The 26,804-nt window shown below is 40.0% G+C and carries 21 protein-coding genes and 5 tRNA genes; 1 reads left to right on the plus strand and 25 read right to left on the minus strand.

The features are described from left to right. Positions 1–1,938, minus strand: a 1,938-nt coding sequence (locus tag QRD02_RS12160) for a SprB repeat-containing protein (RefSeq protein ID WP_290255231.1), incomplete at its 3' end; no start/stop codon positions are given. Positions 1,939–2,417: 479 nt separating this feature from the next. On the opposite strand from QRD02_RS12160, the gene QRD02_RS12165 reads away from it, so the two are divergent. Next, positions 2,418–4,016: a peptide chain release factor 3 gene (locus QRD02_RS12165; RefSeq protein WP_290255232.1), complete on the plus strand. Its 1,599-nt coding sequence runs from the start codon at positions 2,418–2,420 to the stop codon at positions 4,014–4,016. A gap of 119 nt (positions 4,017–4,135) precedes the next feature. Here QRD02_RS12165 and QRD02_RS12170 read toward each other — a convergent pair whose 3' ends face one another. The 24 genes from QRD02_RS12170 to QRD02_RS12285 form a co-directional block, all read right to left on the minus strand. Continuing rightward, positions 4,136–4,456, minus strand: coding sequence for a DUF3467 domain-containing protein (locus QRD02_RS12170; protein ID WP_290255233.1), 321 nt, complete (start codon positions 4,454–4,456; stop codon positions 4,136–4,138). Between the two features lie 92 nt (positions 4,457–4,548). Continuing rightward, positions 4,549–8,847: a DNA-directed RNA polymerase subunit beta' gene (rpoC, locus tag QRD02_RS12175; RefSeq protein WP_435373040.1), complete on the minus strand. Its 4,299-nt coding sequence runs from the start codon at positions 8,845–8,847 to the stop codon at positions 4,549–4,551. 93 nt (positions 8,848–8,940) lie between these two features. After that, positions 8,941–12,753: a DNA-directed RNA polymerase subunit beta gene (gene rpoB, locus QRD02_RS12180; RefSeq protein ID WP_290255235.1), complete on the minus strand. Its 3,813-nt coding sequence runs from the start codon at positions 12,751–12,753 to the stop codon at positions 8,941–8,943. Positions 12,754–12,888: 135 nt separating this feature from the next. Further along, on the minus strand, positions 12,889–13,269 hold the full coding sequence (gene rplL, locus QRD02_RS12185) for a 50S ribosomal protein L7/L12 (protein ID WP_290255236.1): 381 nt from the start codon (positions 13,267–13,269) through the stop codon (positions 12,889–12,891). A gap of 58 nt (positions 13,270–13,327) precedes the next feature. Continuing rightward, the gene (rplJ, locus tag QRD02_RS12190; RefSeq protein WP_290255237.1) at positions 13,328–13,849 is read right to left on the minus strand and encodes a 50S ribosomal protein L10; all 522 of its coding nucleotides are present in this window, start codon (positions 13,847–13,849) and stop codon (positions 13,328–13,330) included. 12 nt (positions 13,850–13,861) lie between these two features. Next, positions 13,862–14,560: a 50S ribosomal protein L1 gene (gene rplA / locus QRD02_RS12195; protein WP_290255238.1), complete on the minus strand. Its 699-nt coding sequence runs from the start codon at positions 14,558–14,560 to the stop codon at positions 13,862–13,864. 21 nt (positions 14,561–14,581) lie between these two features. After that, the gene (gene rplK, locus QRD02_RS12200; protein ID WP_290255239.1) at positions 14,582–15,019 is read right to left on the minus strand and encodes a 50S ribosomal protein L11; all 438 of its coding nucleotides are present in this window, start codon (positions 15,017–15,019) and stop codon (positions 14,582–14,584) included. Between the two features lie 65 nt (positions 15,020–15,084). Next, complete coding sequence (nusG, locus tag QRD02_RS12205; protein WP_290255240.1) at positions 15,085–15,639, minus strand: transcription termination/antitermination protein NusG; 555 nt, start codon at positions 15,637–15,639, stop codon at positions 15,085–15,087. Between the two features lie 3 nt (positions 15,640–15,642). Further along, positions 15,643–15,831: a preprotein translocase subunit SecE gene (secE, locus tag QRD02_RS12210; protein WP_290255241.1), complete on the minus strand. Its 189-nt coding sequence runs from the start codon at positions 15,829–15,831 to the stop codon at positions 15,643–15,645. A 68-nt stretch (positions 15,832–15,899) separates the two neighbouring features. After that, positions 15,900–15,972: transfer RNA gene (locus QRD02_RS12215), tRNA-Trp, on the minus strand. Positions 15,973–16,076: 104 nt separating this feature from the next. Beyond that, a complete protein-coding gene (gene tuf, locus QRD02_RS12220) occupies positions 16,077–17,264 on the minus strand; it encodes an elongation factor Tu (RefSeq protein WP_290255242.1) in 1,188 nt (395 codons plus the stop codon). A 153-nt stretch (positions 17,265–17,417) separates the two neighbouring features. After that, positions 17,418–17,489: transfer RNA gene (locus QRD02_RS12225), tRNA-Thr, on the minus strand. Between the two features lie 69 nt (positions 17,490–17,558). Continuing rightward, positions 17,559–17,631: transfer RNA gene (locus tag QRD02_RS12230), tRNA-Gly, on the minus strand. A 117-nt stretch (positions 17,632–17,748) separates the two neighbouring features. Continuing rightward, a tRNA-Tyr gene (locus QRD02_RS12235) sits at positions 17,749–17,830 on the minus strand. Positions 17,831–17,891: 61 nt separating this feature from the next. Continuing rightward, positions 17,892–17,965, minus strand: a tRNA-Thr gene (locus QRD02_RS12240). A gap of 113 nt (positions 17,966–18,078) precedes the next feature. Further along, the gene (gene hpf, locus QRD02_RS12245; protein WP_290255243.1) at positions 18,079–18,381 is read right to left on the minus strand and encodes a ribosome hibernation-promoting factor, HPF/YfiA family; all 303 of its coding nucleotides are present in this window, start codon (positions 18,379–18,381) and stop codon (positions 18,079–18,081) included. A 58-nt stretch (positions 18,382–18,439) separates the two neighbouring features. Then, positions 18,440–19,324: a tyrosine-type recombinase/integrase gene (locus QRD02_RS12250; protein WP_290255244.1), complete on the minus strand. Its 885-nt coding sequence runs from the start codon at positions 19,322–19,324 to the stop codon at positions 18,440–18,442. 154 nt (positions 19,325–19,478) lie between these two features. After that, positions 19,479–19,673, minus strand: coding sequence for a 30S ribosomal protein S21 (gene rpsU / locus QRD02_RS12255; protein WP_290255245.1), 195 nt, complete (start codon positions 19,671–19,673; stop codon positions 19,479–19,481). Positions 19,674–19,760: 87 nt separating this feature from the next. Further along, complete coding sequence (locus QRD02_RS12260; protein WP_290255246.1) at positions 19,761–21,179, minus strand: carboxypeptidase-like regulatory domain-containing protein; 1,419 nt, start codon at positions 21,177–21,179, stop codon at positions 19,761–19,763. A gap of 123 nt (positions 21,180–21,302) precedes the next feature. Further along, the gene (locus QRD02_RS12265) at positions 21,303–22,469 is read right to left on the minus strand and encodes an acyl-CoA dehydrogenase family protein (protein ID WP_290255247.1); all 1,167 of its coding nucleotides are present in this window, start codon (positions 22,467–22,469) and stop codon (positions 21,303–21,305) included. Between the two features lie 48 nt (positions 22,470–22,517). Continuing rightward, positions 22,518–23,402, minus strand: coding sequence for a ComEA family DNA-binding protein (locus QRD02_RS12270; protein ID WP_290255248.1), 885 nt, complete (start codon positions 23,400–23,402; stop codon positions 22,518–22,520). A gap of 12 nt (positions 23,403–23,414) precedes the next feature. Beyond that, positions 23,415–25,040 (minus strand): alanine/glycine:cation symporter family protein, encoded by a 1,626-nt coding sequence (locus QRD02_RS12275; RefSeq protein WP_290255249.1) that lies wholly within the window; start codon positions 25,038–25,040, stop codon positions 23,415–23,417. A 157-nt stretch (positions 25,041–25,197) separates the two neighbouring features. After that, entirely contained in the window at positions 25,198–25,428 is a 231-nt protein-coding gene (locus tag QRD02_RS12280) for a PspC domain-containing protein (RefSeq protein ID WP_290255250.1), read from the minus strand. Positions 25,429–25,483: 55 nt separating this feature from the next. After that, positions 25,484–26,773: a DUF2851 family protein gene (locus QRD02_RS12285; protein ID WP_290255251.1), complete on the minus strand. Its 1,290-nt coding sequence runs from the start codon at positions 26,771–26,773 to the stop codon at positions 25,484–25,486. Between the last annotated feature and the right edge of the window lie 31 nt (positions 26,774–26,804).

The following is a 26,804-nucleotide window of genomic DNA, read 5'->3' on the forward strand; positions in this document are numbered from 1 at the left end:
GTCGGCCGGATCGTCAACTATGGGTGTAGCATTTATCGTAACAACAAAACTGGTCTCGGCCGAACAGTTCGGAACGGTGCCCGTTTCGGCGTAAACATATATTGTTTGAGTAGTGTTGATAACGTTCCCCGCGAATAATGGTGTTCCTGTTCCTCCGCTGCCAGTGAAGTAGTTACCGTTGGTAAGTGCGGGAAGCGTATAGCTGTCACAGGCTGTTACGTCGGCCGGATCGTCCACGATGGGAGTAGCGTTTATTAATATGTCCGCTGTATCGCTGTTTGAACAACCATTATTATTTGTATAGCTATAGGTAACAGTTATAGTTCCAGTAAGGCCTGAGGGATTAAAGTTAGCGGTTCCATTTCCATTATCGGTAACGCCTGTTCCGCTCCAATTTCCATTTGAGTTAGTTGGAGTTCCGGTTAAAAGTATGGGATTTGAATTGTTACAAAGGGGCCCGTAATTTCCGGCGTCGACATTTATTTGATTAGGTTGTGTAATAACAACAGTTTCCTGAGTGGTACAAGTGCCATCGCTAACGGTAACATTATAGGTTCCAGCTGTTAAACCTGTTTGATCCTGTGCTGTGGGATTTAGACCACTTCCATTATTTGTTGTCCATAAATATGTATATGTCGCTGAGCCTCCAGTAACGGTTAAATCGATAGACCCATTATTGCCCCCAAAACAAGTTACGTTCTGTTTTGTATAACTCGAATCCAAATCTGTATTTGATAGTGTGAGTTTTCTAGAAGGTGAAGTACAACCTAAGGCTGGGTTATAATAAAATGCATACCACATGCCAGGAGTAGTAACCGTAGGATTATTAGGCAAATGGTCGCTTGTAACTGTTAAATCTGGATTAGTTGTCCATTTCAATACAGCTCCTGGAGGAGTTGTTGAAGTTACAAATGAATTAAGCTGTACTTGCGTTGGTACACAATAAGTTTTTTCCGTCATGGATAATTCAGGTGAATTTGCATATCCCTCTACAGACAATCTTAAACCGTCAACCAAAACCACAGATCTTCCAGGATTTCCCGTTTTGTAAAACACCTCTACTGAAGTAGCTGAGGGGCCCGCTTTAAAAGTAATACATCTATTTTCCCAATATGGATTAATTTCTGTCCACCCACCCGGGTTTTGATTGCCACCATTTCCACTAGTAGCAAAGGATAATCTAGTGGGAAAATCACTCAACGGGTGTTGCACTAAATCATTATGTGTATAATTCAATGGATCTGAAATTTGCACGGCACCATTTCTTACGCCAAACTGTAGATTTGGCACATATTCTAGAACATTACCACCTTGATTATTTCCATTAACTGTATTATATCTTGGTATAACAGCAATTTCAAAACACACTGTATAAATTGTGTTTGGTATAACCGTTAAGGTTTGGCTAATTGCTTCGTTTTGATATGAAAAAATTGCGAAACCTCCCCCATCATAGGTAGAAGGCTCAATTATACCTGGGTAAACAACATTGGAATTTGTGGTGGAATAGGAAATATATTGCCCTTCGGACCAATCCACAGTTCCATTATCATTCCAACAGGTATATTTGGCGTCTGCCTGGTATTGCCCATTGGTCCCACCAACTGCAGTTCGAAACGTTCCTCCATTTACATCGGACTTTTCAAAGGAACCGCAGGTAATTAAATTACAAGCGCCAACAACATTTCCTTTTTGACCATTGTTAAATGCTTCAGCTTTCGAAACTGAACGGAAAGTTGAATTATGTTGTGCTGCTTTTTTATCTAGGTCGGCGTTATATTGATCCAAATACTCACGAGTATAAGGTAATATTACTTCTCCCCCATCCGTAGACTCCGTTACTTGAGAATACCCCTGACTACTCAAGCAAGCTATTAAAATGAGACCTATTAAAAACCTCTTATCAGAAGTAAATAATTTAGTAATTATTTTAAACATAAGTTAGAATTTTATTAGTGACAATATTTTGATAATGCAGCAAGTGAAAATTTCACCTTAATTATGGTTCAAATATACTGTGTAATAAAGGGCAAGAAAATACCATTAAACAACTATTAGTTGAACTGTAAAAAATACTCGCCAAACGACCAAAATCAAATAAAAACAGTTGTTTTTTTGTAGGAAAAAGTCATACGTGTTAGTACGTATATTCTCTGAATATAAGGGTTTTGGAAAGGATACAGGTAAGAAAAAAATCTATATTGCTGTTTGTCTCCCAAAATTAAAATCTAGTTTACTTCATAAAATGCCGACAGAACTAAGAATGAAATAATCTAACGATCCACCACGAAATTCGCGTTGGTACCAAATCTCAAAATTACTGGGGAGCGCGCCAAAAATTAAACAATTTTATAGGCTGCATCGGCATAAAACTAATCGAACAAACTTTATCTTTGCACGCAAATATTTATCAAAAAATGTCCTTAACCAAAGAAATTAAACGCCGGAGAACTTTTGGAATAATCAGTCACCCTGATGCCGGAAAAACAACCTTAACGGAAAAACTTTTGCTATTCGGTGGCGCGATCCAGGAAGCGGGTGCCGTGAAAAGTAACAAAATTAAAAAAGGCGCAACCAGCGATTTTATGGAGATTGAGAGGCAACGAGGAATATCCGTAGCTACCTCGGTCCTCGCCTTTGAATATGAAGGCATTAAAATAAATATTCTGGATACACCGGGTCATAAGGATTTTGCCGAAGACACCTTCCGAACGTTAACCGCCGTGGATAGCGTTATTGTGGTAGTAGACGTTGCTAAAGGAGTGGAGGAACAAACCGAAAAATTGGTTGAAGTTTGCCGCATGCGCAATATCCCGATGATTGTCTTCATAAATAAAATGGACCGCGAAGGTAAGGACGCCTTTGAATTGTTGGACGAAATAGAGCAAAAACTTAACCTGCGCGTCACGCCACTCAGCTTTCCCATTGGCATGGGCTATGATTTCAAAGGAATTTACAACATATGGGAAAAGAACGTAAACCTCTTTAGCGGCGATAGCAGAAAAAATATAGAAGAAACCATTAAAATTGAGGATGTAAGCAGCCCTGAACTCGAAAAGTTAATTGGTGAAAAAGCTTCAAAAACGCTTCGGGAGGAACTGGAACTGGTATATGAAGTTTACCCTGATTTTAACCGCGACGAATACTTGGAAGGAAAACTACAACCGGTATTTTTTGGTTCAGCCTTAAATAATTTTGGTGTTCGCGAGCTTTTGGACTGTTTCGTGGAAATAGCCCCTACTCCCCGACCCAAGGAAAGTAGTACCCGATTGGTAAATCCTGATGAAAAGGATTTTTCAGGTTTTGTATTCAAAATTCATGCGAACATGGATCCAAAGCACCGCGACAGATTGGCCTTCGTGAAAATAGTATCTGGAACTTTTGAAAGAAATTCACCATACCTCCACGTTCGCCACGGAAAAAAATTGAAATTCAGTAGTCCCAATGCGTTTTTTGCCGAAAGGAAACAAATTGTGGATGTTTCCTATCCCGGCGATATTGTCGGGCTTCATGACACTGGCAATTTCAAGATTGGAGATACACTTACAGAGGGTGAAGAACTACACTATAAAGGAATACCCAGCTTTTCTCCGGAATTTTTTAAATACATTAATAATGCCGACCCTATGAAAAGCAAGCAGCTTGAAAAAGGAATTGACCAACTGATGGATGAAGGTGTGGCACAACTTTTTACGTTGGAATTAAATAATAGGAAAGTTATCGGTACCGTGGGGGCGCTACAGTTTGAAGTAATACAATATAGGCTTGAACACGAATATGGAGCCAAGTGTAGCTATGAAAATCTAAATGTTCACAAAGCGTGCTGGGTGGAGGCGAAGGACCCAAAAAGTGAGGAATTTGCAGATTTCAAGCGTGTAAAGGCAAAATTTTTGGCAAAGGATAAACGCGGCCAACTGGTGTTTTTTGCAGATTCGGCATTTACATTGCAGATGACGCAATCAAAATATCCTAATGTGAAGCTTCATTTTGTGAGTGAATTTGAAAAGGCGAAATGAGGATTATAGGTTTTAGGCTGTAGGCTATAGGCTATAGGCCTTTAGCGTAAAAAACTCATCACTCATTAATTATTACTTATTTTGAAAAAAAAATCCAGCTAAAATAGCTGGATTTTTTATTATGCTTCACCTGTTGGGCCAAAGTTTAAAGGGATGGGCGGTTGCTCATAGTCTTTAATTTCACCGTGGGCGTTTTCAAATCGCTTTACATTATCATTCAGTGCCTTCAGAAATCTCTTAGCATGTTGTGGCGTCAAGATTATCCTGGACTTCACTTTGCTCTTAGGGATTCCCGGCATAATGGTTACAAAATCCACAACAAATTCAGAAACTGAATGATTGATAATGGCCAGATTGCTGTAAATGCCCTGGGCCACACTTTCATCCAATTCAATATTTATCTGTCCTGGTTTGGGCTGTTCTTTTTTTTGATCTGCCATTTTTTAAATGTTAGATATTAGATTTTTAGACGTTGGATTCCAAGATCTAAAAAAGAAAAGGTGCGTTTTTCTGAAACGCACCTTTTTCAATATTAATTATAATTTACTTCCTGCTTTACGCGGTTCATTTCCTCAAGTTCTTGTTTCGAGCCTACAATTATAGTGTCATATCTTCGCATACCGGTTCCGGCTGGAATTTTATGTCCTACAATAACATTCTCTTTCAAGCCTTCCAATGTATCAACTTTACCGGCAACTGCCGCCTCGTTCAATACTTTGGTGGTCTCCTGGAAGGAAGCCGCCGAGATGAAGGATTTAGTCTGCAATGAAGCTCTTGTAATACCTTGAAGAACGGGAACAGCCGTCGCGGGAACCACATCACGTGCCTCTGCTAAAACTTTATCGTTTCTTTTTAATAAAGAATTTTCATCACGTAGCGTACGTGGGGAAAGGATTTGGCCCTCCTTCAAATTTTCAGAATCACCGGCATTGGTAACTACCTTCATTCCAAAAATCTTATCGTTTTCTTCAATGAAATCATCTTTATGTGCCAACTGGTCTTCAAGGAAAGTAGTATCTCCCGGATCTTGGATTTGTACCTTGCGCATCATCTGGCGAACAACCACTTCAAAGTGTTTGTCGTTGATCTTCACCCCTTGCAAACGGTATACCTCCTGAACTTCGTTCACAAGATATTGTTGTACCGCTGATGGGCCTTTAATGCGAAGAATATCTTCCGGAGTAATGGAACCGTCAGAAAGTGGCATACCCGCACGAACATAATCATTCTCCTGAACAAGAATTTGGTTACTCAATTTCACCAAATACTTTTTCACTTCGCCCAGTTTAGATTCAACGATAATCTCGCGGTTACCACGTTTAATTTTTCCAAAGGAAATAACGCCGTCAATCTCGCTAACTACCGCTGGGTTGGATGGGTTACGCGCTTCAAAAAGTTCGGTAACACGTGGAAGACCTCCCGTAATATCACCTGCTTTTGCAGATTTACGTGGAATCTTAACCAATACCTTACCAATCTTAATTTTATCGCCATCATCCACCATCAAGTGAGCTCCAACCGGAAGGTTATAGCTACGGATAACTTCGTCTTTCTTCCCTAAAATTTGAAGGGTCGGGATACGTTTTTTATCTCTTGATTCCGAAATTACTTTTTCTTGGAAACCGGTTTGTTCATCAATTTCAACTTGATAGGTCAAACCTTGCACAATATTTTCGTACTTAATTTTCCCGGCAAATTCCGAAATAATAACCCCGTTATATGGATCCCAAGAACATACCACATCACCCGCATCAAGGCTATCGCCATCTTTCACAAACAGTGTTGAACCGTAGGGGATGTTATTGGTGCTGAGTGTAATTCCTGTTTTCTTGTCAACAAGCTTTAATTCGGAAGTACGGGAAATTACAATATCCACTGTTCTTCCTTGGCTGTCCTCACCTTTAACGGTTTTAAGATCTTCAATTTCTGCCTTTCCATCAAAGCGAACAATCAATTTGTTTTCTTCGGAAATGTTACCGGCAATACCCCCCACGTGGAAAGTACGAAGCGTTAGCTGTGTACCGGGTTCTCCAATGGATTGTGCGGCAACAACACCAACAGCTTCACCGCGTTGCACCATTTTATTGGTTGCAAGATTACGGCCGTAGCACTGCGAACAAATTCCCTGTTTTGCCTCGCACGTTAGTGCAGAGCGAACTTCCACTCTTTCGATTGGCGACGCTGCAATGGCATCGGCAATTTCTTCTGAAATATGATCTCCGGAACCAACCAGTAATTCCTTCGTTAATGGGTTAACAACATCGTTTAGCGCGGTACGCCCAACGATTCTATCTCTTAAAGATTCAACAATCTCTTCATTTTTCTTTAAAGCCGAAACTTCAATTCCACGAAGAGTGTAGCAATCTTCAATATTAATAATAACGTCTTGAGAAACATCCACCAAACGACGAGTTAAGTAACCCGCATCCGCCGTTTTAAGAGCGGTATCTGCAAGACCTTTACGCGCACCGTGGGTAGAGATAAAGTACTCAAGAATTGAAAGACCTTCCTTAAAGTTGGAAAGAATTGGGTTCTCGATAATCTCACCACCACCTGAGTTTGATTTTTTAGGCTTCGCCATCAATCCACGCATACCTGTAAGCTGACGGATTTGTTCCTTAGAACCCCTCGCACCAGAGTCAAGCATCATATACACAGAGTTGAAACCTTGCTGATCCTCACGGATTCGCTTCATAGAAAGCTCGGTAAGTTCAGCATTGGTTGCAGTCCAAATATCAATTACTTGGTTGTAACGTTCGTTGTTGGTAATAAGACCCATGTTGTAGCTGTTGATAATACCGTCAACTTGTTCGTTGGCGCTATCAATCATACTTTGTTTTTCGGCCGGGATAATAATATCACCCAAGCTAAAAGACAATCCACCTTCAAAAGCGAATTTATAACCAAGACCTTTAATTTCGTCAAGGAACGCAGATGTTACCGGAACCGAAGTTACCTTCAAGATTTTACCGATAATATCACGAAGCGATTTTTTAGTCAATACTTCGTTTATGAAACCAGCTTCTACGGGAACTTTTTCGTTAAAGATTACTCTTCCTAAGGTAGTAGTGATAATTTGGTTTACCAATTCCCCTGCATCGTTGAAATCTTTTGTTCTTATTTTTATTTCGGCGTTCAAATCTACCTGCCCTTCATTGTAGGCAATGATAGCTTCCTCGGCTGAATAAAAAGTAAGTCCTTCCCCTTTAACAACGGTATCGCCCATTGTCTTTTTAAGTTTGGTCATATAATATAGACCCAAAACCATATCCTGTGAAGGAACCGCAACCGGCGAGCCGTTTGCAGGGTTCAAAATGTTATGTGAAGCCAACATTAAAAGTTGACACTCCAAAATTGCCTCTGGCCCAAGTGGAAGGTGAACCGCCATCTGGTCACCATCGAAATCCGCGTTAAATGCGGTACATACCAATGGATGCAACTGGATTGCTTTTCCTTCAATCAACTTTGGCTGGAAAGCTTGAATACCAAGTCTGTGCAAAGTTGGGGCCCGGTTAAGCATAACTGGGTGACCTTTCAATACATTTTCAAGAATATCCCAAACTACGGGCTCTTTTTTATCAATAATTTTCTTTGCAGATTTTACGGTTTTTACAATCCCGCGCTCAATCAATTTACGGATTACGAAAGGTTTGTAAAGTTCGGCAGCCATATCTTTTGGAAGACCGCATTCGAACAATTTCAATTCTGGTCCAACGACGATTACCGAACGTGCCGAATAATCCACACGCTTACCAAGCAAGTTTTGACGGAAACGACCTTGTTTACCTTTCAACGAATCTGAAAGGGATTTCAATGGACGGTTACTATCCGTTTTTACTGCGGAAGATTTACGTGTGTTGTCAAACAATGAATCTACCGATTCCTGAAGCATACGTTTTTCGTTACGAAGAATTACTTCTGGAGCTTTAATCTCCATCAATCGCTTCAAACGGTTGTTACGGATGATTACACGACGGTACAAATCATTCAAATCTGACGTTGCGAAACGACCGCCATCAAGTGGCACCAATGGACGTAATTCCGGTGGAATTACCGGGATTACTTTCATAATCATCCATTCAGCTTTGTTCTCGCGGTTTTTGTTTGCATCACGAAGAGCCTCAACAACTTGAAGACGTTTCAACGCTTCAGTTTTACGTTGTTTTGAAGTTTCGTTATTTGCTTTATGGCGAAGGTTGTAAGACAAAGTGTCCAAATCGATTCTTTGTAAAAGATCGATCAAGCACTCCGCTCCCATTTTCGCGATAAATTTGTTTGGATCGCTTTCTTCCAAATATTGATTTTCCTGAGGAAGTGAGTCTAGAATGGCAAGATATTCTTCTTCAGTTAGGAAGTCCAATTTCTTTACATTTTCACCACCTTCATATTTTGCAATACCTGGCTGAATTACTACGTAACGTTCGTAGTAAATGATCATATCCAATTTCTTGGAAGGTAATCCAAGAAGGTATCCAATTTTGTTCGGAAGGCTACGGAAGTACCAAATGTGCGCCACAGGAACAACCAAATTGATATGCCCCACGCGGTCACGACGTACTTTCTTCTCCGTTACTTCCACACCACAACGGTCACAAACAATACCTTTGTAGCGAATTCTTTTATATTTACCACAGGCACATTCGTAATCCTTTACGGGACCGAAAATGCGCTCACAGAAAAGACCGTCACGCTCTGGCTTGTGCGTACGGTAGTTGATTGTTTCGGGCTTTAGAACTTCACCACGTGATTCCGCCAAAATGGATTCAGGGGAAGCCAAACCAATAGAAATCTTGTCGAATTTCTGTACTGTGTTTTCTTTATTTCTGTTCATCATAATTTAAATAAACTTTGTTGTTGTTATTGAAACCATTTATAATGATTTCGGAAAGAACTTTGAGATCCCCGCCTTCGCGGGGATTCCATATTATTCTTCTAATCTAATGTCAAGACCCAATCCTTTCAATTCGTGCATAAGTACGTTGAAAGATTCCGGTAATCCTGGTTCTGGCATGGTTTCACCTTTTACGATTGCTTCGTAGGTTTTAGCCCTTCCAATAACATCATCAGATTTAACAGTCAATATTTCTCTAAGTGTGCTGGATGCACCATATGCCTCAAGTGCCCAAACTTCCATCTCTCCAAAACGCTGACCACCAAATTGTGCTTTACCACCAAGAGGTTGTTGCGTAATAAGTGAGTACGGCCCGATGGAACGTGCGTGCATCTTATCATCTACCATGTGGCCCAGTTTCAGCATATAGATTATACCCACTGTTGCAGGTTGATCAAAACGCTTACCAGTTCCACCGTCAAATAGATAGGTGTGTCCAAATCTTGGAATTCCAGCTTCATCAGTCAATTCATTGATTTGGTCAATTGTTGCACCGTCAAAAATTGGGGTAGCATATTTGCGACCTAATTTTTGCCCAGCCCATCCAAGAACCGTTTCATAAATCTGCCCAATGTTCATACGCGATGGTACCCCAAGTGGGTTCAACACGATATCAACCGGAGTTCCGTCTTCAAGGAAAGGCATATCTTCCTCACGTACAATACGCGCAACAATACCTTTGTTTCCGTGACGTCCCGCCATCTTGTCCCCTACTTTCAGTTTACGCTTTTTAGCGATGTATACCTTTGCAAGTTTCAAAATTCCGGAAGGAAGCTCATCTCCAACAGAGATTGTAAACTTCTCACGACGCAAGTTACCTTGAAGGTCGTTTTCCTTGATTTTATAGTTGTGCATCAAATCTGCCACCATTACGTTGGTTTCATCATCAGTTGTCCATACTCCCCCAGTTAAGTGGGTATAATCATCAACGGCGTGAAGCATTTTTAATGTGAACTTTTTACCCTTCGGGAATACTACTTCTCCTAAGTCATTATTTATTCCCTGTGCAGTTTTTCCTCCGACGATAGCGAACAATTTTTCAACCAAAATATCTTGAAGCCCAACAAATTTTGCTTCATATTTTGCCTCAAGTTCTGCTATGTCTTCTTTATCCTTTGCACGCTTGCGCTTATCTTTTACGGCACGGGCAAACAATTTCTTATCAATTACAACCCCGTTCAAAGAAGGCGAAGCTTTAAGCGAAGCATCCTTTACATCACCTGCTTTGTCACCAAAGATTGCGCGAAGCAGTTTTTCTTCTGGCGTTGGGTCGCTTTCTCCTTTTGGGGTAATTTTTCCGATAAGGATATCGCCAGGTTTTACCTCGGCACCTATTCGAATCATACCGAATTCATCCAAATCTTTTGTAGCTTCTTCCGAAACGTTTGGAATATCGTTCGTCAATTCCTCGTTACCCAATTTGGTATCCCGAACTTCCAAAGAATATTCATCTATATGTATAGATGTGAAAATATCTTCGCGAACTACTTTTTCAGAAATCACAATTGCATCCTCGAAGTTGTAACCTTTCCAAGGCATGAAAGCAACTTTCATGTTTCGCCCTAGTGCAAGTTCCCCTTTTTCGGTAGCGTAACCTTGACAAAGTACCTGTCCTTTTTTCACTCTATCACCTTTGCGAACAATAGGCTTCAAGTTGATGGAAGTACTTTGGTTTGTTTTTCTGAATTTAATTAATTGATATGTTCTCGAATCGCTATCAAAACTTACCATACGTTCTTCTTCGGTACGGTCGTACTTAATAGTAATTTCATTTGCATCAACATATTCAACTACACCATCTCCTTCAGCATTTATCAAAACACGACTATCAGAAGCAACTTGTCTTTCAAGACCTGTTCCAACGATTGGTGAATCTGCAATCAACAAAGGTACCGCCTGGCGCATCATGTTTGAGCCCATCAGTGCACGGTTCGCATCATCGTGCTCCAAAAACGGAATCAACGATGCAGAAATAGATGCAATCTGGTTGGGTGCAACGTCTGCATAATTTACAACCGTTGGCTCTACAAGCGGGAAGTCGCCTTCCATACGTGCAATTACCTTATCACTTTCAATTTCACCTTTGTCAGACAAAGGAATGTTTGCCTGCGCGATGTGTTTTTCTTCCTCTTCTTCAGCAGAAAGATAAATAGGTGCGTGCTTGATGTCGATTTTTCCGTCAGTAACTTTACGGTACGGAGTTTCGATGAAACCAAGGTTGTTCACTTTCGCATAAACCGCAAGTGAAGAAATAAGACCAATGTTTGGTCCTTCCGGAGTTTCAATCGGACAAAGTCTTCCGTAGTGCGTATAGTGAACGTCACGAACCTCAAAACCTGCTCTCTCACGCGAAAGTCCCCCTGGCCCAAGTGCCGAAAGACGACGCTTGTGCGTAATCTCTGCCAATGGGTTGGTTTGGTCCATAAACTGTGAAAGCTGATTGGTACCAAAGAAAGAGTTGATTACTGAAGAAAGTGTTTTCGCATTAATCAAATCAATAGGTGTAAACACCTCGTTATCACGAACGTTCATACGCTCGCGAATGGTACGTGCCATACGGGCAAGACCAACACCAAATTGTTGCGACAATTGCTCACCCACAGTACGTACACGACGGTTGCTAAGGTGGTCAATATCATCAATCTCAGCTTTACTGTTGATAAGCTCGATAAGATATTTAACGATGGTAATGATATCTTCCTTGGTAAGTACTTGCTTATCCATTGGGATATCAAGACCCAGTTTTTTATTCATTCGGTAACGACCTACCTCTCCAAGATTATATCTTTGGTCACTAAAGAAAAGTTTGTGGATAATACCACGAGCCGTTTCCTCATCGGGCGGTTCAGCATTACGAAGTTGTCTGTATATATGTTCTACCGCTTCTTTTTCAGAGTTGGTAGGATCTTTTTGCAACGTATTGTGAATAATGGCATAATCTGCCAAAAGATTATCTTCTTTGTGTAACAATATGGTTTTAGCACCAGAATCGATTATTTCATCGATGTGTTCTTTTTCAACAACGGTATCACGGTCTAAAATAATCTCGTTACGCTCAATGGAAACAACTTCGCCAGTATCTTCATCTACGAAATCCTCGTGCCAAGTCTTTAGCACACGGGCTGCAAGTTTACGGCCAATATACTTTTTAAGTCCTGTTTTTGAAGCTTTCACTTCTTCCGCAAGGTCAAATATTTCAAGAATATCCTTATCCCTTTCAAAACCAATTGCACGGAAAAGTGTAGTTACGGGTAACTTTTTCTTACGGTCAATGTACGCGTACATTACGCTGTTGATATCTGTGGCAAACTCTATCCATGAACCTTTGAAAGGAATTACACGGGCAGAGTAAAGTTTGGTTCCATTTGCGTGGAACGACTGGCCAAAGAATACACCAGGTGAACGGTGAAGCTGCGAAACAACAACACGCTCGGCCCCGTTGATGCAGAATGTTCCGCTTGGGGTCATGTATGGAATTGTACCTAAGTAAACATCTTGCACGATGGTTTCAAAATCTTCGTGCTCTGCGTCTGTACAGTATAGTTTCAACCTCGCTTTTAAAGGCACGCTATAAGTAAGACCGCGCTCAATACATTCCTGGATGGAGTATCTTGGCGGATCTACGAAGTAGTCTAAAAACTCTAAAACGAATTGGTTGCGGGTATCGGTAATCGGGAAATTTTCCAAAAAGGTTTTGTACAATCCTTCTTGGCCTCTTTCTTCTGATTTGGTTTCCAACTGGAAAAAATCCTGAAAGGATTTAATCTGAATGTCCAAAAAGTCGGGATAGTCCGGCTTATTTTTTACAGAGGAAAAATTCAATCTTTCAGTTTGCGTTGCTGACATCTATGGACGGAATTTTAATTAAAATGAAAATGAAAAAATCGTATAAAAAGGCATTAACCATTATATACGCAAAATGGTTTAGGTCTTTCCGCCGAAACGGTAGACCTAAACCTTAAGGTTTGGAACGTAAGGAGCTTACTTAAGCTCAACCTCAGCTCCAGCTTCTTCTAATTGAGCTTTTAAAGCTTCAGCTTCGTCTTTGGAAACGCCCTCTTTTATTGGAGAGGGAGCATTATCTACCAATTCCTTAGCTTCTTTTAGACCAGCACCAGTTAATTCCTTAACTAGTTTTACAACTGCAAGTTTAGAAGCACCAGCAGCTTTCAACATTACTGTGAATTCTGATTGCTCTTCAGCGGCTTCGCCACCTCCAGCAGCGCCACCACCAGCGGCAACAGCTACAGCTGCAGCAGCAGGCTCAATGCCATACTCGTCTTTTAATATTGTAGCTAACTCATTTACTTCTTTTACAGTAAGGTTAACCAATTGTTCTGCGAAATCTTTCAAATCTGCCATTTCTATCGTTTTTAAAAAAAATTGTGTTTATATAAATTAATTAGTGCTTAATGAAATTTTATCCTTCTCTCTCGGATAAGGTTTTAACAAGTCCCGCAATTGTGCTACCACCACTCTTAAGTGCTGAAATAACGTTTTTGGCAGGCGATTGCAACAACCCGATAATTTCTCCAACAAGTTCATCCTTAGATTTAAGGTTAACCAAGTTATCCAATTGATCATCACCAACGTAAATAGATTCTTGGATAAATGCTCCTTTCAATAGAGGCTTGTCAGATTTTCTTCTGAATTCCTTAATTACTTTGGCGGGTGCATTACCTGTTTCAGAGAACATTAAAGAAGTGTTTCCTTTAAGTATTTCTGTTAGTTCACCAAAGTCTTTATCTGAACTTTCCATCGCTTTTTTAAGCAATGTGTTCTTAACAACCGCTAACTGTACTCCTGCTTTAAAACAAGCGCGGCGAAGGTTGGTCGTGTTCCCTGCGTCAAGACCCGAGATGTCTGCTAAATAGATATTGTTATTATCAGACAACTGTGCAGTCAACGTTTCAATAACTTGTGATTTTTCTTCTCTTGTCATAATATCAAGTTTTTACTGCTCAGTAAACCTTTTTGTGTCAACTTGCACGCCTGGGCTCATAGTGCTTGACATGAAGATACTCTTAATGTAAACACCTTTTGCCGCCTGTGGCTTCAATTTAACGAGGGTTGTTAATAATTCTCTTGCGTTTCCTGCAATTTTTTCGGCATCAAAAGATGCTTTTCCGATTGCTGCGTGTACGATACCGGTTTTATCAACCTTGAAGTCAATTTTACCTGCTTTTACATCTGAAACTGCTTTAGCAACATCCATTGTTACTGTACCCGTTTTTGGGTTTGGCATAAGGCCACGGGGACCTAACACACGTCCTAAAGGACCTAATTTACCCATTACGCTTGGCATAGTTACAATTACGTCAACATCTGTCCATCCTCCTTTAATTTTGTCGAGGTACTCATCAAGACCTACGTAGTCTGCTCCTGCTTCCTTGGCTTCGGCTTCCTTATCTGGAGTTACCAAGGCCAATACTTTCACGTCTTTACCTGTTCCGTGCGGAAGGGTAACAACGCCTCTAACCATTTGGTTCGCTTTTCGTGGATCCACGTTAAGACGTACCGCAATGTCTACAGAAGCATCAAACTTTACGCTGGTGATTTCTTTTATTAAAGCAGAAGCTTCAGCTACAGAGTAAGCCTTGTTTGGCTCTACTTTTGCGCGCGCTTCCTTTTGCTTTTTAGTTAATCGTGCCATTTTATAGATTCTTTTTTCAGATTAAAAAGGTGCATCACCTTTTACTTTTATTCCCATGGAACGTGCTGTACCGGCTACCATTTTCATAGCAGACTCTACGGTAAATGCATTAAGATCGGGCATCTTATCCTCCGCGATCGTTTTAATTTGATCCCATGAAATGGTGGCTACTTTTTTTGCGTGTGGCTCGCCGGAGCCTTTTTTTGATTTAGCAGCTTCAAGCAGTTGTACCGCAGCGGGTGGGGTTTTAATAACGAAATCGAAAGATTTGTCCTTATAAACCGTAATCGCTACTGGCAATACTTTTCCTTGCTTATCTTGTGTTCTGGCGTTGAATTGCTTACAGAACTCCATGATGTTAACACCGGCAGCACCAAGTGCGGGCCCAACCGGTGGTGATGGATTGGCAGCACCTCCGCGAACTTGCAACTTAACTACTTTACTGATTTCTTTTGCCATTTCTAAATTTTAAATGCGGTTTTTCAAAAGTGGAAGCCTGTGAAAAAACCTATTAAGCGTAACAATTAAACTTTTTCTACTTGCATATAGCTCAATTCCAGTGGTGTTTTTCTTCCGAATATTTTCACCATTACCTCAAGCTTGCGCTTTTCTTCATTTATTTTTTCTACGGTACCGTTAAATCCGTTGAACGGGCCGTCAATTACTTTTACGGTTTCGCCGATGGTATAAGGAATGTTTACGTTATCGTCTTTTACCGATAGCTCATCAACCTTACCTAACATTCTGTTTACTTCTGACTGTCTAAGCGGCACGGGATCTCCGCCCTTGGTTTCGCCCAAAAAGCCGATTACCCCGTTAATTGATTTTATAATGTGTGGAATCTCGCCACCCAAATTTGCCTGAATCATGATGTAACCGGGAAAGTAAACGCGTTCCTTGTTCACTTTTTTACCGTTACGTATTTGAATAACTTTTTCGGTTGGCACGAGTACTTGGTCAATATAATCCTCAAGTTCCAATCGTTTTATCTCAGTTTCGATATACGATTTGATCTTGTTTTCCTGGCCACTTACTGACCGGACTACATACCATCTTTTTGTTCCAGTTGTTTCGGTCATTGCTTACGACTTGATCCAATCAAAATACATTCCTACTATTTTACTGAAGACGGTATCTACACCCCATACGGCCAAGGCCAAAAGCACTGAAAATACAGCCACAATAACCGTTAGCTTCTGGGCTTCTGCCCAAGTTGGCCAGGTAACGTGGTTTTTGAGTTCTTTATATGATTCTGAAATATAATTCATCATGACGTCAGTGTTTATGTTTCTTGGAATAGATTCGAGGAAACTTATTCACTCGTATATTCCAATTTCTGCACGGGTTGAGAGGCTCGAACTCCCGACACCTGGTTTTGGAGACCAGTGCTCTACCAACTGAGCTAAACCCGTTTGTTAGGATTAGCACTTATATTTTACTTACGCTAAACCCGCTATAAAAGCCAAGGTATCCCGAAGTAGATTCGGGACACCCAGCGCTTTTAATTATATTATAATTAATCTAAAATTTCAGTTACCTGACCTGCACCTACAGTACGTCCACCTTCGCGGATTGCGAAACGAAGACCTACGTTCATTGCGATAGGAGAAAGCAACTCAACATGGATTGTAAGGTTATCACCTGGCATTACCATTTCAACACCATCTGGAAGCATAATTGTTCCGGTTACATCAGTTGTACGAACGTAGAACTGTGGACGGTAATTGTTATGGAATGGAGTGTGACGTCCACCTTCTTCTTTTTTAAGGATGTAAACCTCAGCCTTGAATTTAGCGTGTGGAGTTACAGAACCTTTTTTACAGATAACCATACCACGACGGATATCCGTTTTTTCGATACCTCTCAAAAGGATACCTACGTTATCTCCAGCTTCACCTCTATCAAGGATTTTACGGAACATCTCAACACCAGTGATTGTAGAAGTCAATTTCTCAGCACCCATACCAATGATATCAACAACATCACCTGTATTTGCTACACCTGTTTCGATACGTCCTGTTGCAACAGTACCACGACCGGTAATAGAGAATACGTCCTCGATTGGCATTAGGAAAGGCTTATCAACATCACGCATTGGAAGTTCGATCCAGCTATCAACAGCCTCCATCAACTGAAGAACTGTGTCAACCCATTTTTGCTCACCGTTAAGCGCACCAAGTGCAGAACCAGCGATTACAGGACCATTGTCACCATCATACTCATAGAAGTTAAGAAGGTCACGGATTTCCATTTCAACTAGCTCAAGTAATTCCTCATCATCAACCATATCCACTTTATTCATGAATACCACGATGCGTGGAATACCAACCTGACGACCAAGAAGGATGTGCTCACGAGTTTGTGGCATCGGTCCATCTGTAGCAGCAACAACAAGAATAGCACCGTCCATTTGGGCAGCACCAGTAACCATGTTTTTTACGTAATCCGCGTGACCAGGACAGTCAACGTGCGCGTAGTGACGGTTAGCTGTTTGGTACTCTACGTGCGAAGAGTTAATTGTAATACCTCTTTCTTTCTCCTCAGGAGCGTTATCAATTTGGTCGAATGATCTGGCTTCCGAATAACCCGCATCGGCCATTACTTTGGTAATAGCTGCGGTTAACGTTGTTTTACCGTGATCTACGTGTCCAATTGTACCAACATTTAAGTGTGGTTTTGACCGATCGAATGTTTCTTTTGCCATTTTGTATTAATTTTAATCTTAGTTATATATTAGTGTTACTTGTATTCTAAATTTGAGCCAATGATAGATCCCTATACCTATCGGGATGAACTTTGTGACTTTTGAGCCGTTGATGGGTCCCGACACCTATGGGGATGAACTTTGTGACTTTTGAGCCAATGATGGGAATTGAACCCATGACCTCTTCCTTACCAAGGAAACGCTCTACCCCTGAGCTACACCGGCTTTTCATTTACGATTGCCGATTTTAGATTTACGATTTGCATATCGTATATCGTAACTCGTAAATTTTTGAGCGGGAGACCGGGTTCGAACCGGCGACATTTAGCTTGGAAGGCTAATGCTCTACCAACTGAGCTACTCCCGCATAATTATTGAAATTCCAATAAAAAATTCCAAAATTCCAAAATTTCTAAGAACACTTCCAATCTTAAAGCCAAATCCTCTTGGAATTTGGTGCTCGAAAAATGGAATTTTCAAACTGTGGGGAGAGCAGGATTCGAACCTGCGAAGACGTAGTCAGCAGATTTACAGTCTGCCCTCGTTGGCCGCTTGAGTATCTCCCCGAGGTATTCGAAATTATGGGTTTGACCTTAACTTCGAATAGGCATTATCACTATTTTAAAGAGCCGATAGAGGGACTCGAACCCACGACCTGCTGATTACAAATCAGCTGCTCTAGCCAGCTGAGCTACATCGGCTTTTTGACTTCTTTTCACGGCGTTTTTTTAGCCATAAAAAAGTCCGCTATTTCTAACGGACTGCAAATGTAGAGAAATTATTTTTTCTACAAAACTTTTTGCAAAAAATTCTATTACAAATATGCTTTTTGTTTCTGTTTACGCTTCTTGAGTTGTCTTTCGAGGGCCCTTGCCACTTCATCCACCGCTTCTTCAAAAGTTTTAGCTTCCTTCTTTACCATTATATCATCACCCGGAATACTTAGCAATACCTCTACCGCCTTATTTTCCTTTTCGCTTGTTTTTTGCACTTTTAGATACACGTCTGCAAAAACGATTCTGTCATAAAATTGTTCTAGCTTCGTTAATTTTTTTTCAACAAAGGCCAATAATTCACTCTTGGCAGCAAAGTTTGGAGTTTGCACGTTCACTTTCATACTATATTATTTTAAGTTTAGTAATATGTATTTCTATGCCATAAGCGGTGGAAAAGTCTTAGTTGCGTGGATGGGAATTTTTATAAACTTCTTTCAATTTTGATATACTATTTTTGGTGTAAACCTGAGTGGAGGCAAGACTTGAATGCCCCAACAACTCCTTTACTGAATTAATATCCGCACCTTCATTCAAAAGATGCGTGGCGAAAGAATGCCTTAAAATATGAGGACTTTTCTTTACCTTCTCTGATGCTCTACTAAAATAGGAATTTACAATTCTATACACAAGAGTTTCGTAAATTTTAACCCCCTTATTCGTAAGAAATAGATATTCCTGGTCTTTAATATGTGGAAGCTGCTCTCGAAATTGCAGATATGTACTTATTGAATTGATTACCGAAGGAAGCAAGGGAATGATGCGCTCCTTATTTCTTTTTCCTATAACTTTTATGGTTTTCTGCGCGAATGAAACTCCGGTCAACTTTAGGCTGATAAGCTCCGCTCTTCGAATTCCAGTCGAATAAAACAGCTCTACCATTAATTTGTCACGCAATCCCTCAAACGTGTTTTCAGACTGCAAGGAGTCGATAACATTATCAATTTCCAATTCAGAAAATGGAACTTGAATTTTTTTGGAGGTCTTTAAAGCTTTGTGTTTTGCTAATGGATTTATTTTTATCTGACCTGTTTTGAGAAGGAATTTATAATAGGTTTTTAATGAAGAAATCTTTCGGTTGACAGTCCTGTTTGAAATGCCCGAATCTACCAATGAAATAATCCAGCTCCGTATAATTGAATAATTAACATTAACGATTTCTGGATATTGCCCATCTTCCGAATTGAATGCTTGAAAACCTTCCAGATCCTTAAGATAAGCAGCAACGGTGTGGGGCGAATATTTTTTTTCTAGCTGAAGATAATCGGAAAAAGCTTGAAACGACATTGTTTAAATATAATATAATATTTTGGATATGCTTAGTTCGAAAGCGAATTACAAAATAATCAATATGCGCTATAAATCAGTACTTTTTCACAAAAAAAATCCGCTGGAAAATGCCCAACGGATTTATATTAAATAAGATTTCAAAAAAGAAGGATTAAATATCTTCCTGATCTCTTAGGTTTTGAATATACTGAGCTTTTTGTATTTGTGCTCGTTTCTTAACAGAAGGCTTTGTGAAAGCTTGTCGGTTACGCAACTGGCGCATGGTTCCGGTTCTGTCAAATTTACGTTTAAAACGCTTTAGCGCTCTGTCGATATTTTCTCCGTCTTTAACTGGTATAATTAACATAGTGTCATCACCTCCTTTCTTTAGGGTGGCAAAAATAGAAAAAAGTATTCAGTATTCAGTATTAAGTATTCAGTTTTTTAAAAAAATTTATTGCTTGAAAAGTGTGGCGCGTTTGCTCAAATCTAAAATGAGCTTTTCTTCTTCCTTGCTTTCCAGCAGTACGTTGTAATTTTTCCAAAAATCTTCGTTGTATAGTTTCGCTGAAAAAATATCGGCAGACCAATCGTTTTGTGCCAACTCCGCTGCAATTATCTCGGGATCGCTAATGATTTCAGTAAAAAGTATTTCCTGAATTGTGTAATAATATTGTTCACCCTTGTCGAAGCCCGGCTCCGCCTCTGTTTTAATTCGATCGGAAGACCGGTCACCTGTGTTGACCAATTTTGGCGTTTCATAGTACACATAACTGGGATACATTTTATCCTCAAATTCCATATAGGTCAAAATAAGTTTATGGATTGTTTGTGTATCAAAAAGACTCTTGCTCCGTTTTTTCTGCACATCGGATGCGGCAACCAATTCATATTCTACTTTTTTGATTGCGTAATTGTCATAATAAATATAAATCCAACCCTTGGGCTCAAAACCTTCATTATAAATACTTGGCGTGTTCAGTCCCACAAAATCGCCACCTTTTTCAATTTTTATTTTATAGATTTTTCTGCCGTTGTCAACCAAAATAGTGTCGAGTTGAAATTGTTGTTTTTCCAAAATATTCTTTCCGAACAAAGCGCCGGTCACGTTCGAATTGCGAATCAAATTTAATTTTCCATTAAAAAGATTTTCCAATCCGTTTACCCGGCTATCGTTCCATTTTATAGCTTCAACCAAATTGGAGGTTTTAACGCTACTCCGGTTAATATTTCCCGCTGATGAACCCATATTTTTCAAATAGGCAGAATAGGTAAAAAGGCTGTCGATATCCCGTAAATCGTAGCTTTTCCGAGTTTCGTCCACATTAAGTCTCAAGCCTTCCTTTGCCGCTGAAGCGAAACCCTCATCATATTTTGTAATTGCACTTTCAATAAGCCATTTGTATTCTTTTTTGTTGCGTTCCTTATGTCGTAAAAAACCTTTTTGCAGATAAGCCAATTGGGGAAGGTTAGAGGGCAATTTTTCAATTGCTTTCAACATAATCCCGTTTCCATCAGTGGGTCGGGGATCGGCCACAATCACTACTTCATCCAAAGAGGCAACATCTTCTTCCAAAAAAATCTCAGAACCATTTTCGAATTCGTTGATTACCACTTTAAAGCTTTTGTATCCAATGGAAGAGATCACCAAAGTGTCATTGCTGTTTTCCCGCGGTACTTTCAAAATAAAATTTCCATCCGCGTTACTGATAGAACCAATTGTGGTATTTTGAATATACACGCTGGCACTTTCAATGGGCTCGAAGGTTAAAAAATCGGCGACTTTACCTTTTAATTCTGTTTGGGAAAAGGCGGTTGCGCTGATAAAAAATAGTAGGACTGGAAAGAAATGTTTGAAAGAGAAATTTTTCATTTTTATATTAACGTTGAAAAATTAATTAGAAATTTAATTAGGTAGCTGGCGTATATTCCTTCCCTTCAATTACCATCTTGGCATTAAATAAAAAGAATTTTTGCCAAAACGGTCCAATGAATTTTATGTTGCGGGTTTATACTCTTTTCCTTCTATGACGATTTTGGCAATAATCTCCCGAAGGATTTCCGAAGTGCCGCCACCAATTGGTCCAAGCCTGCTATCGCGAAGCAATCGCGCTAAAGGATAATCTTCCATATAGCCGTAACCGCCCAAGAATTGAAGGCATTCGGTCATCACCTCATCGGAAACTTTGGTGGAGATAAGTTTGCTCATTGTAGCTTCCTTCACCACATATTCCCCATCATTCAACCGTTTTGCAGTTACATAATTGAAAGTTTTGCAAACTTCAATTTCGCTGGCAATCTGTGCCACTCGATGGCGGAGTGCCTGAAATTTGGAAATGCTTTTTCCAAAAGCCGTGCGCTCCTTCATATATTGAATGGTATATTCCAAAGCAAATTCGCTTCGGGCGTGGGCATTGATTCCCATAATCAAACGCTCCAATGCAAAATGCTGCATTATGTACGGAAAGCCTCTATTTTCCTCCCCCATCAAATTCTCGGCAGGAATTTCAACATTGTCAAAAGCTATTTCGCCGGTATCGCTCGCGCGCCAACCCAGTTTATCCAATTTGGTTGCGGAAACACCTTTTGTGTCGCGATCCACCACAAAAATACTGATGCCTTTATGGCCCAAATCGGGGGAAGTTTTGGCAGCAACAATTAAATAGTCGCTATAAATTCCATTTGTAATAAACGTTTTGGAGCCGTTCAAAATATAGTTGTCGCCATTCTTTACAGCTGTGGTCCGCATTCCAGAAACATCACTCCCTCCAAAAGGTTCGGTAATGCAGAGGCAACCTATTTTTTCTCCCGTAATACTTGGGGCGAGATATTTTTCCTTTTGTTCGTGGTTTGCTTCCTTTTTAAGATGGGTCATGGCCAAATAAGCGTGTGCCCACATTGCGGCTGCAAATCCGCCGCTATTCACTTTTTGAAGTTCTTCCAAAAAAATTACGGTGTAAAAAAGGTCGAGATTTAAGCCGCCATATTCCTCTGGTTGATAAATTCCGAAATAGCCCATTTCACCGAACTTTTCCCAAATGAATCGTTCAATATGCCCAGTTTTTTCCCATTTTTCTATATGCGGCACTACTTCTTTTTGAAGAAAATCCTGAAAACTTTTTCTAAAAAACTCGTGTTCTTCCGTAAAATATAATTTATCCATACTGCTCCAATCCTAATATTTATAAGCCTTTCGGCTAAATTTATTAATTTACTCAATGGACAAATATAACTGAATTAGCTGTAATTTTCTTTCCGTCATTCCCTCAATTTTTTCGAGTTCCTGAAAGCTGGTTATTTTTTCTCGAAGCCTTCTAAACTCCCAAATTTTCTTGGCCATTTCAAAGGAAATCCCCGGAACTGTGGCAATATCGGAAGCTGAGGCTTTATTGACATTGATTTTGGTAATAGGCTTCGGAGTTTTTACGGTGAAAAGATTTAAAGTTCTCTGGACAACTTCCGGACTAAGGCCATACACTTCATACAATTGGATATCATTGGAAAAACCCCCCGTTTTTTCCCGAAAGGAAACAATTCTTTTACTCAGTGCTTCCCCAATTCCGGTCACTTGCTGCAGTTCTTCTTCCGTGGCTTTGTTCAAATCAATTTTTTGTGCGAAGGATTTTTCCACGTAACCTTTTCCACTTTTATAATCCTTGAAAGTGGTTTTTGGTTTGGGATTGGTCACCCAATCTGGAAACTTAAAATTCGGGCTCAATTCCGCCAACAACGAATCGGAAACGCCGGTTACCTTTTTAAAATCTGCTACGGAATTAATCCATTTGCCTTCCTTTCTGTACTGCAGCAAACGGTCAATTTCCTCATTGGACATTCCGAGGGTATAGCCTTTATAATCTGTAATGAAATTGGGGTTGAAGGGATATTTTTTTGGTTTACGCCTCTCAAGTTCCGACAGTCTGAGTGAATCCAACTCCTTTTGTGCGGCAACTATTTCCGCGGAAGATGTATCAAAAGTATCTTCATCCGTAAAATCCACAAACCAATAAATTGACAGCAAGGTAATGATGAGCAGCAATAAAAGCAGAATCCCACTTCGCTGTTGCCTATTGAACGTGAAGTGGGATCTTAATTTCATTTTTTGTCAGTTTTACATGTGTTTCTTCATATCTTCCAAACCTTCATCAAGGCCATCATGTTTTGTGCGAATGGCTTTCATGTAACGGTTCAATTCCTTACGGATAACGGGGGTTAGAATAACTACTCCAATGATGTTTGGAACCACCATTGCGAAAATCATTGCGTCAGAGAAATTGATAACCGAACCAAGGCTAATTACCGAACCAATCCAAATAAAGATACAAAATAACAGTTTATATATAAGTTCCGTAATTTTTCCTCTGCCAAAAAGATAAACCCAGCCTTGCATGCCGTAATAGGACCAAGAAATCATCGTGGAAAATGCGAAAAGAATTACAGCTACGGTAAGCACAATTGAGAAATGCGGTATCACACTATCAAAAGCCGTGGCGGTGAGTTCCACACCTTCGTTTATTGGCACTCCATATTGGATAATGTTGTTATCGAAATTGGTAATCACAATTACCAGAGCCGTCATTGTACAAATAATAACCGTGTCAATAAAAGGTTCCAACAGCGCTACAATTCCCTCCGATGCGGGATATTTTGTGCGTACCGCAGAGTGGGCTATTGCAGCGGAACCAACACCCGCTTCGTTAGAAAATGCACCCCGACGAATACCCTGAATCATTACACCTACCAAGCCACCTGCTATTCCAAGACCGGAAAATGCTCCTTCAAAAATTAAAGCGAAAGCATCGCCAATGTGATGATAATTGGCAATTAAAATGATTACGGCACCCAGCACATATATACCCGCCATAAACGGCACCACTTTTTCGGTTACCTTGGCAATTCGCTTTATACCGCCAATAATCACCACGGCAACTATTAGTGCCATTACAATTCCAAACCAGATTGAAGCAGTTGTGCCCTGCAAATCAAAAAGCTGGACAAATTGTGCAGCAGCCTGGTTTGCCTGAAACATATTCCCGCCGCCAAAGGAACCACCAATTACGAATATCGCAAAAAGAACCGCGAGCACCTTGCCGAATCCGGCCATACCTTTTTGTGCCAAACCTTTTTTGAGATAATACATGGGGCCGCCGTAAACGGTTCCATCTGGTCCAACATCACGGAATTTTACTCCAAGGGTACATTCCGCAAATTTTGATGCCATACCTAGTATACCCGCCAGGATCATCCAAAATGTAGCTCCCGGCCCGCCAATGGACAGAGCCACTGCAACTCCCGCAATATTACCTAAACCTACCGTAGCCGATAGAGCCGCCGTTAATGCTTGAAAATGGGAGACTTCCCCATCTGCACTGTCGTCGCGAATTGTTTCAATTAGGTTTTCCTGTTCATTTGGTGTTACGTCACCATAAAGCGTATCGGCACCGTGTTTTTCAATATCTTCATATTTTCCCCGAACTACTCTTAAAGCAACCGCAAATCCTGTTATATTGATCAATTTAAAATAGATAGTAAAATATAATGCACCACCTATTAGGACTATAAGCACCCAAGGAATCTGAAAACTTTCTGAAAATGGTATTTCATAAAAAATTAGATCAACAAACCAACCTGTGTATTTTTGAAAAATAGCATCAATATTTTCAGATGCGGTCGTTTCTTGTGCGAATGTGATCAAGGGTATTAAAAATGTGATTAGCGAAAGAAGAGATTTCTTCATAATGGAAATTTAAGATTTAGTGTTTTAGTAAATAAAACGCAGCAAGATGATTAAAAAATTTTACAATTTCAAAAAATCGCATTTAATTTTGTTAACGATTCCTTAATAATTATCAATTGAAAAGCACAGAAATTTTGCTTTTAAATTAAGGCGTAAGTTATAAATCAAAAACAGATGTTCGTTTCGTATTCACCAAATCCTTCAATTTCAATAGAAATGCCATGGTGAGATAAATGGCAAAGCCAACTCCGAAGGTTGCAAAGGAAACATATATGAAAAAAAGCCGGACACTTTTAGCACGCATACCGAGTCTATCGGCCAAGCGGGAGGAGACATAAAAACCCCGTTTCTCTAAATAATGGCGTAGTGAATATACGGCTTGTAGCATACCCGAAAAGTACACTTTTTAATCAAAATACTAAAACGGTAAAGTAAAAAAACAGCTATTGTATTATTTTCATTGAGGAACCGATGATTGAATTTCCGATGGCGCATTGCAAACAGTGGTTTTTATCGCAGTACTCACTTTTCAAATGAAGCAGTGCTTGGCTTTGGCTGGCATTTTCGGCCACAATTTTTATGGAATTGAACTTTTTCACTATCACATTTTCCTCGGAAGAAATCCCTGCCGCCAGTTTCAATAGTTCCTCTGATATATCCCTGCCCTGTTGCACGGCATAACAAAATTTTAATGGAATGACGGTGTTGATAATCAACAAGTCCATAAAACTTTTGGTGATGCGCTTTTTTCTTTCCAAAGAACCAATTCCGAAATTATAGTGCGTGTCCCAATAGTCACTTCCGCACACGGAAAAGAGTGCGTAAAGCTCCGCCACGCTTTTTGCATCTATTATTTTTGAGAATAAATTTTCCTGCTCAAAATAAAGCATGGAAAACTGCGCAAGTCGAAGGGTGGGAAAGTTTGGCGGCCGAAGCCGAAAAAACTTGGGATGGATTACGTTTTCATTTTGCAGTTGAAATTTATGTTTTAAATATGAGTAATTGGCTTTCAATGTTTTAAAGTACCAATCCTCAACTTCGCCCTCCAACAATCCCGCCTGGCCAATTAACAATGCCTCCAAATCCTGTCGCTCATGGCAGCACTTTTTTATCACCGAAAAATCGATGGATTTTGCTATACTGAAAAAGGATTCTCCATTCACCTTCAGCCCAAAATTTTTACAAAGCAATCTGAAAAGCAAACTTTCCCAATGGTTTTGCGATTCCTTCAACTCCATCAGCAAAACTTTTTCCTTTTTCTGAAGCTTCTCGAAATATATTCTTTCCAGCCAATTCCTTAAGGTGAAGGAGTCAACCATATCAAAGTCATTTTCGCAGTTTATCCATTTGTTTTTTTTCGAAAACAAATTTTGATATTGCTGCAGTGTATTTTTTGGAATGTGATTTTTCAAAATAAATGTGGGCACAACAGATCCGTCCTTCCTATAAATTTCAGCATCATGTTCCCACACTGCGTGTAGAATTACATTGTCATATGCGGGATCCGTCTCGTGATGATGGGCGTACCAATCTGAGGATTTTAGATGTATTTCAATATTGCCAACCCAAAGCTGATCACCCAGCTCAATTTGGGCATTAAAAAAGTCTGGCCCGGAATTTAGGTTGTGCGTTCCTTGGCTCTTAATGCGGAGATTTTCATTGTTTGTGGTGAAGAAATTCCCCACATCAAACTTTTGAAATTTCCACACGTAGTGCAGAAAATCTTCTTTCATCTGAAATTATTTATAGTGGGGAGTGTAAAAC

This window comes from Aequorivita aurantiaca, from assembly GCF_030410135.1.
Taxonomy (GTDB): domain Bacteria; phylum Bacteroidota; class Bacteroidia; order Flavobacteriales; family Flavobacteriaceae; genus Aequorivita; species Aequorivita aurantiaca.

What these genes read in the sequence shown, in the direction of transcription:
- QRD02_RS12250 (WP_290255244.1), bottom strand. Translation starts at nt 19,324, where the DNA reads ATGTCGTTTCAAGCTTTTTCCGATTATCTTCAGCTAGAAAAAAAATAT.
- rpoC (WP_435373040.1), bottom strand. Translation starts at nt 8,847, where the DNA reads ATGAACAGAAATAAAGAAAACACAGTACAGAAATTCGACAAGATTTCT.
- QRD02_RS12270 (WP_290255248.1), bottom strand. Translation starts at nt 23,402, where the DNA reads ATGAAATTAAGATCCCACTTCACGTTCAATAGGCAACAGCGAAGTGGG.
- QRD02_RS12280 (WP_290255250.1), bottom strand. Translation starts at nt 25,428, where the DNA reads ATGCTACAAGCCGTATATTCACTACGCCATTATTTAGAGAAACGGGGT.
- nusG (WP_290255240.1), bottom strand. Translation starts at nt 15,639, where the DNA reads ATGACCGAAACAACTGGAACAAAAAGATGGTATGTAGTCCGGTCAGTA.
- QRD02_RS12170 (WP_290255233.1), bottom strand. Translation starts at nt 4,456, where the DNA reads ATGGCAGATCAAAAAAAAGAACAGCCCAAACCAGGACAGATAAATATT.
- rpsU (WP_290255245.1), bottom strand. Translation starts at nt 19,673, where the DNA reads ATGTTAATTATACCAGTTAAAGACGGAGAAAATATCGACAGAGCGCTA.
- QRD02_RS12260 (WP_290255246.1), bottom strand. Translation starts at nt 21,179, where the DNA reads ATGAAAAATTTCTCTTTCAAACATTTCTTTCCAGTCCTACTATTTTTT.
- rplK (WP_290255239.1), bottom strand. Translation starts at nt 15,019, where the DNA reads ATGGCAAAAGAAATCAGTAAAGTAGTTAAGTTGCAAGTTCGCGGAGGT.
- tuf (WP_290255242.1), bottom strand. Translation starts at nt 17,264, where the DNA reads ATGGCAAAAGAAACATTCGATCGGTCAAAACCACACTTAAATGTTGGT.
- rplL (WP_290255236.1), bottom strand. Translation starts at nt 13,269, where the DNA reads ATGGCAGATTTGAAAGATTTCGCAGAACAATTGGTTAACCTTACTGTA.
- QRD02_RS12165 (WP_290255232.1), top strand. Translation starts at nt 2,418, where the DNA reads ATGTCCTTAACCAAAGAAATTAAACGCCGGAGAACTTTTGGAATAATC.
- QRD02_RS12285 (WP_290255251.1), bottom strand. Translation starts at nt 26,773, where the DNA reads ATGAAAGAAGATTTTCTGCACTACGTGTGGAAATTTCAAAAGTTTGAT.
- rplA (WP_290255238.1), bottom strand. Translation starts at nt 14,560, where the DNA reads ATGGCACGATTAACTAAAAAGCAAAAGGAAGCGCGCGCAAAAGTAGAG.
- secE (WP_290255241.1), bottom strand. Translation starts at nt 15,831, where the DNA reads ATGATGAATTATATTTCAGAATCATATAAAGAACTCAAAAACCACGTT.
- QRD02_RS12275 (WP_290255249.1), bottom strand. Translation starts at nt 25,040, where the DNA reads ATGAAGAAATCTCTTCTTTCGCTAATCACATTTTTAATACCCTTGATC.
- rpoB (WP_290255235.1), bottom strand. Translation starts at nt 12,753, where the DNA reads ATGTCAGCAACGCAAACTGAAAGATTGAATTTTTCCTCTGTAAAAAAT.
- QRD02_RS12265 (WP_290255247.1), bottom strand. Translation starts at nt 22,469, where the DNA reads ATGGATAAATTATATTTTACGGAAGAACACGAGTTTTTTAGAAAAAGT.
- rplJ (WP_290255237.1), bottom strand. Translation starts at nt 13,849, where the DNA reads ATGACAAGAGAAGAAAAATCACAAGTTATTGAAACGTTGACTGCACAG.
- hpf (WP_290255243.1), bottom strand. Translation starts at nt 18,381, where the DNA reads ATGAAAGTGAACGTGCAAACTCCAAACTTTGCTGCCAAGAGTGAATTA.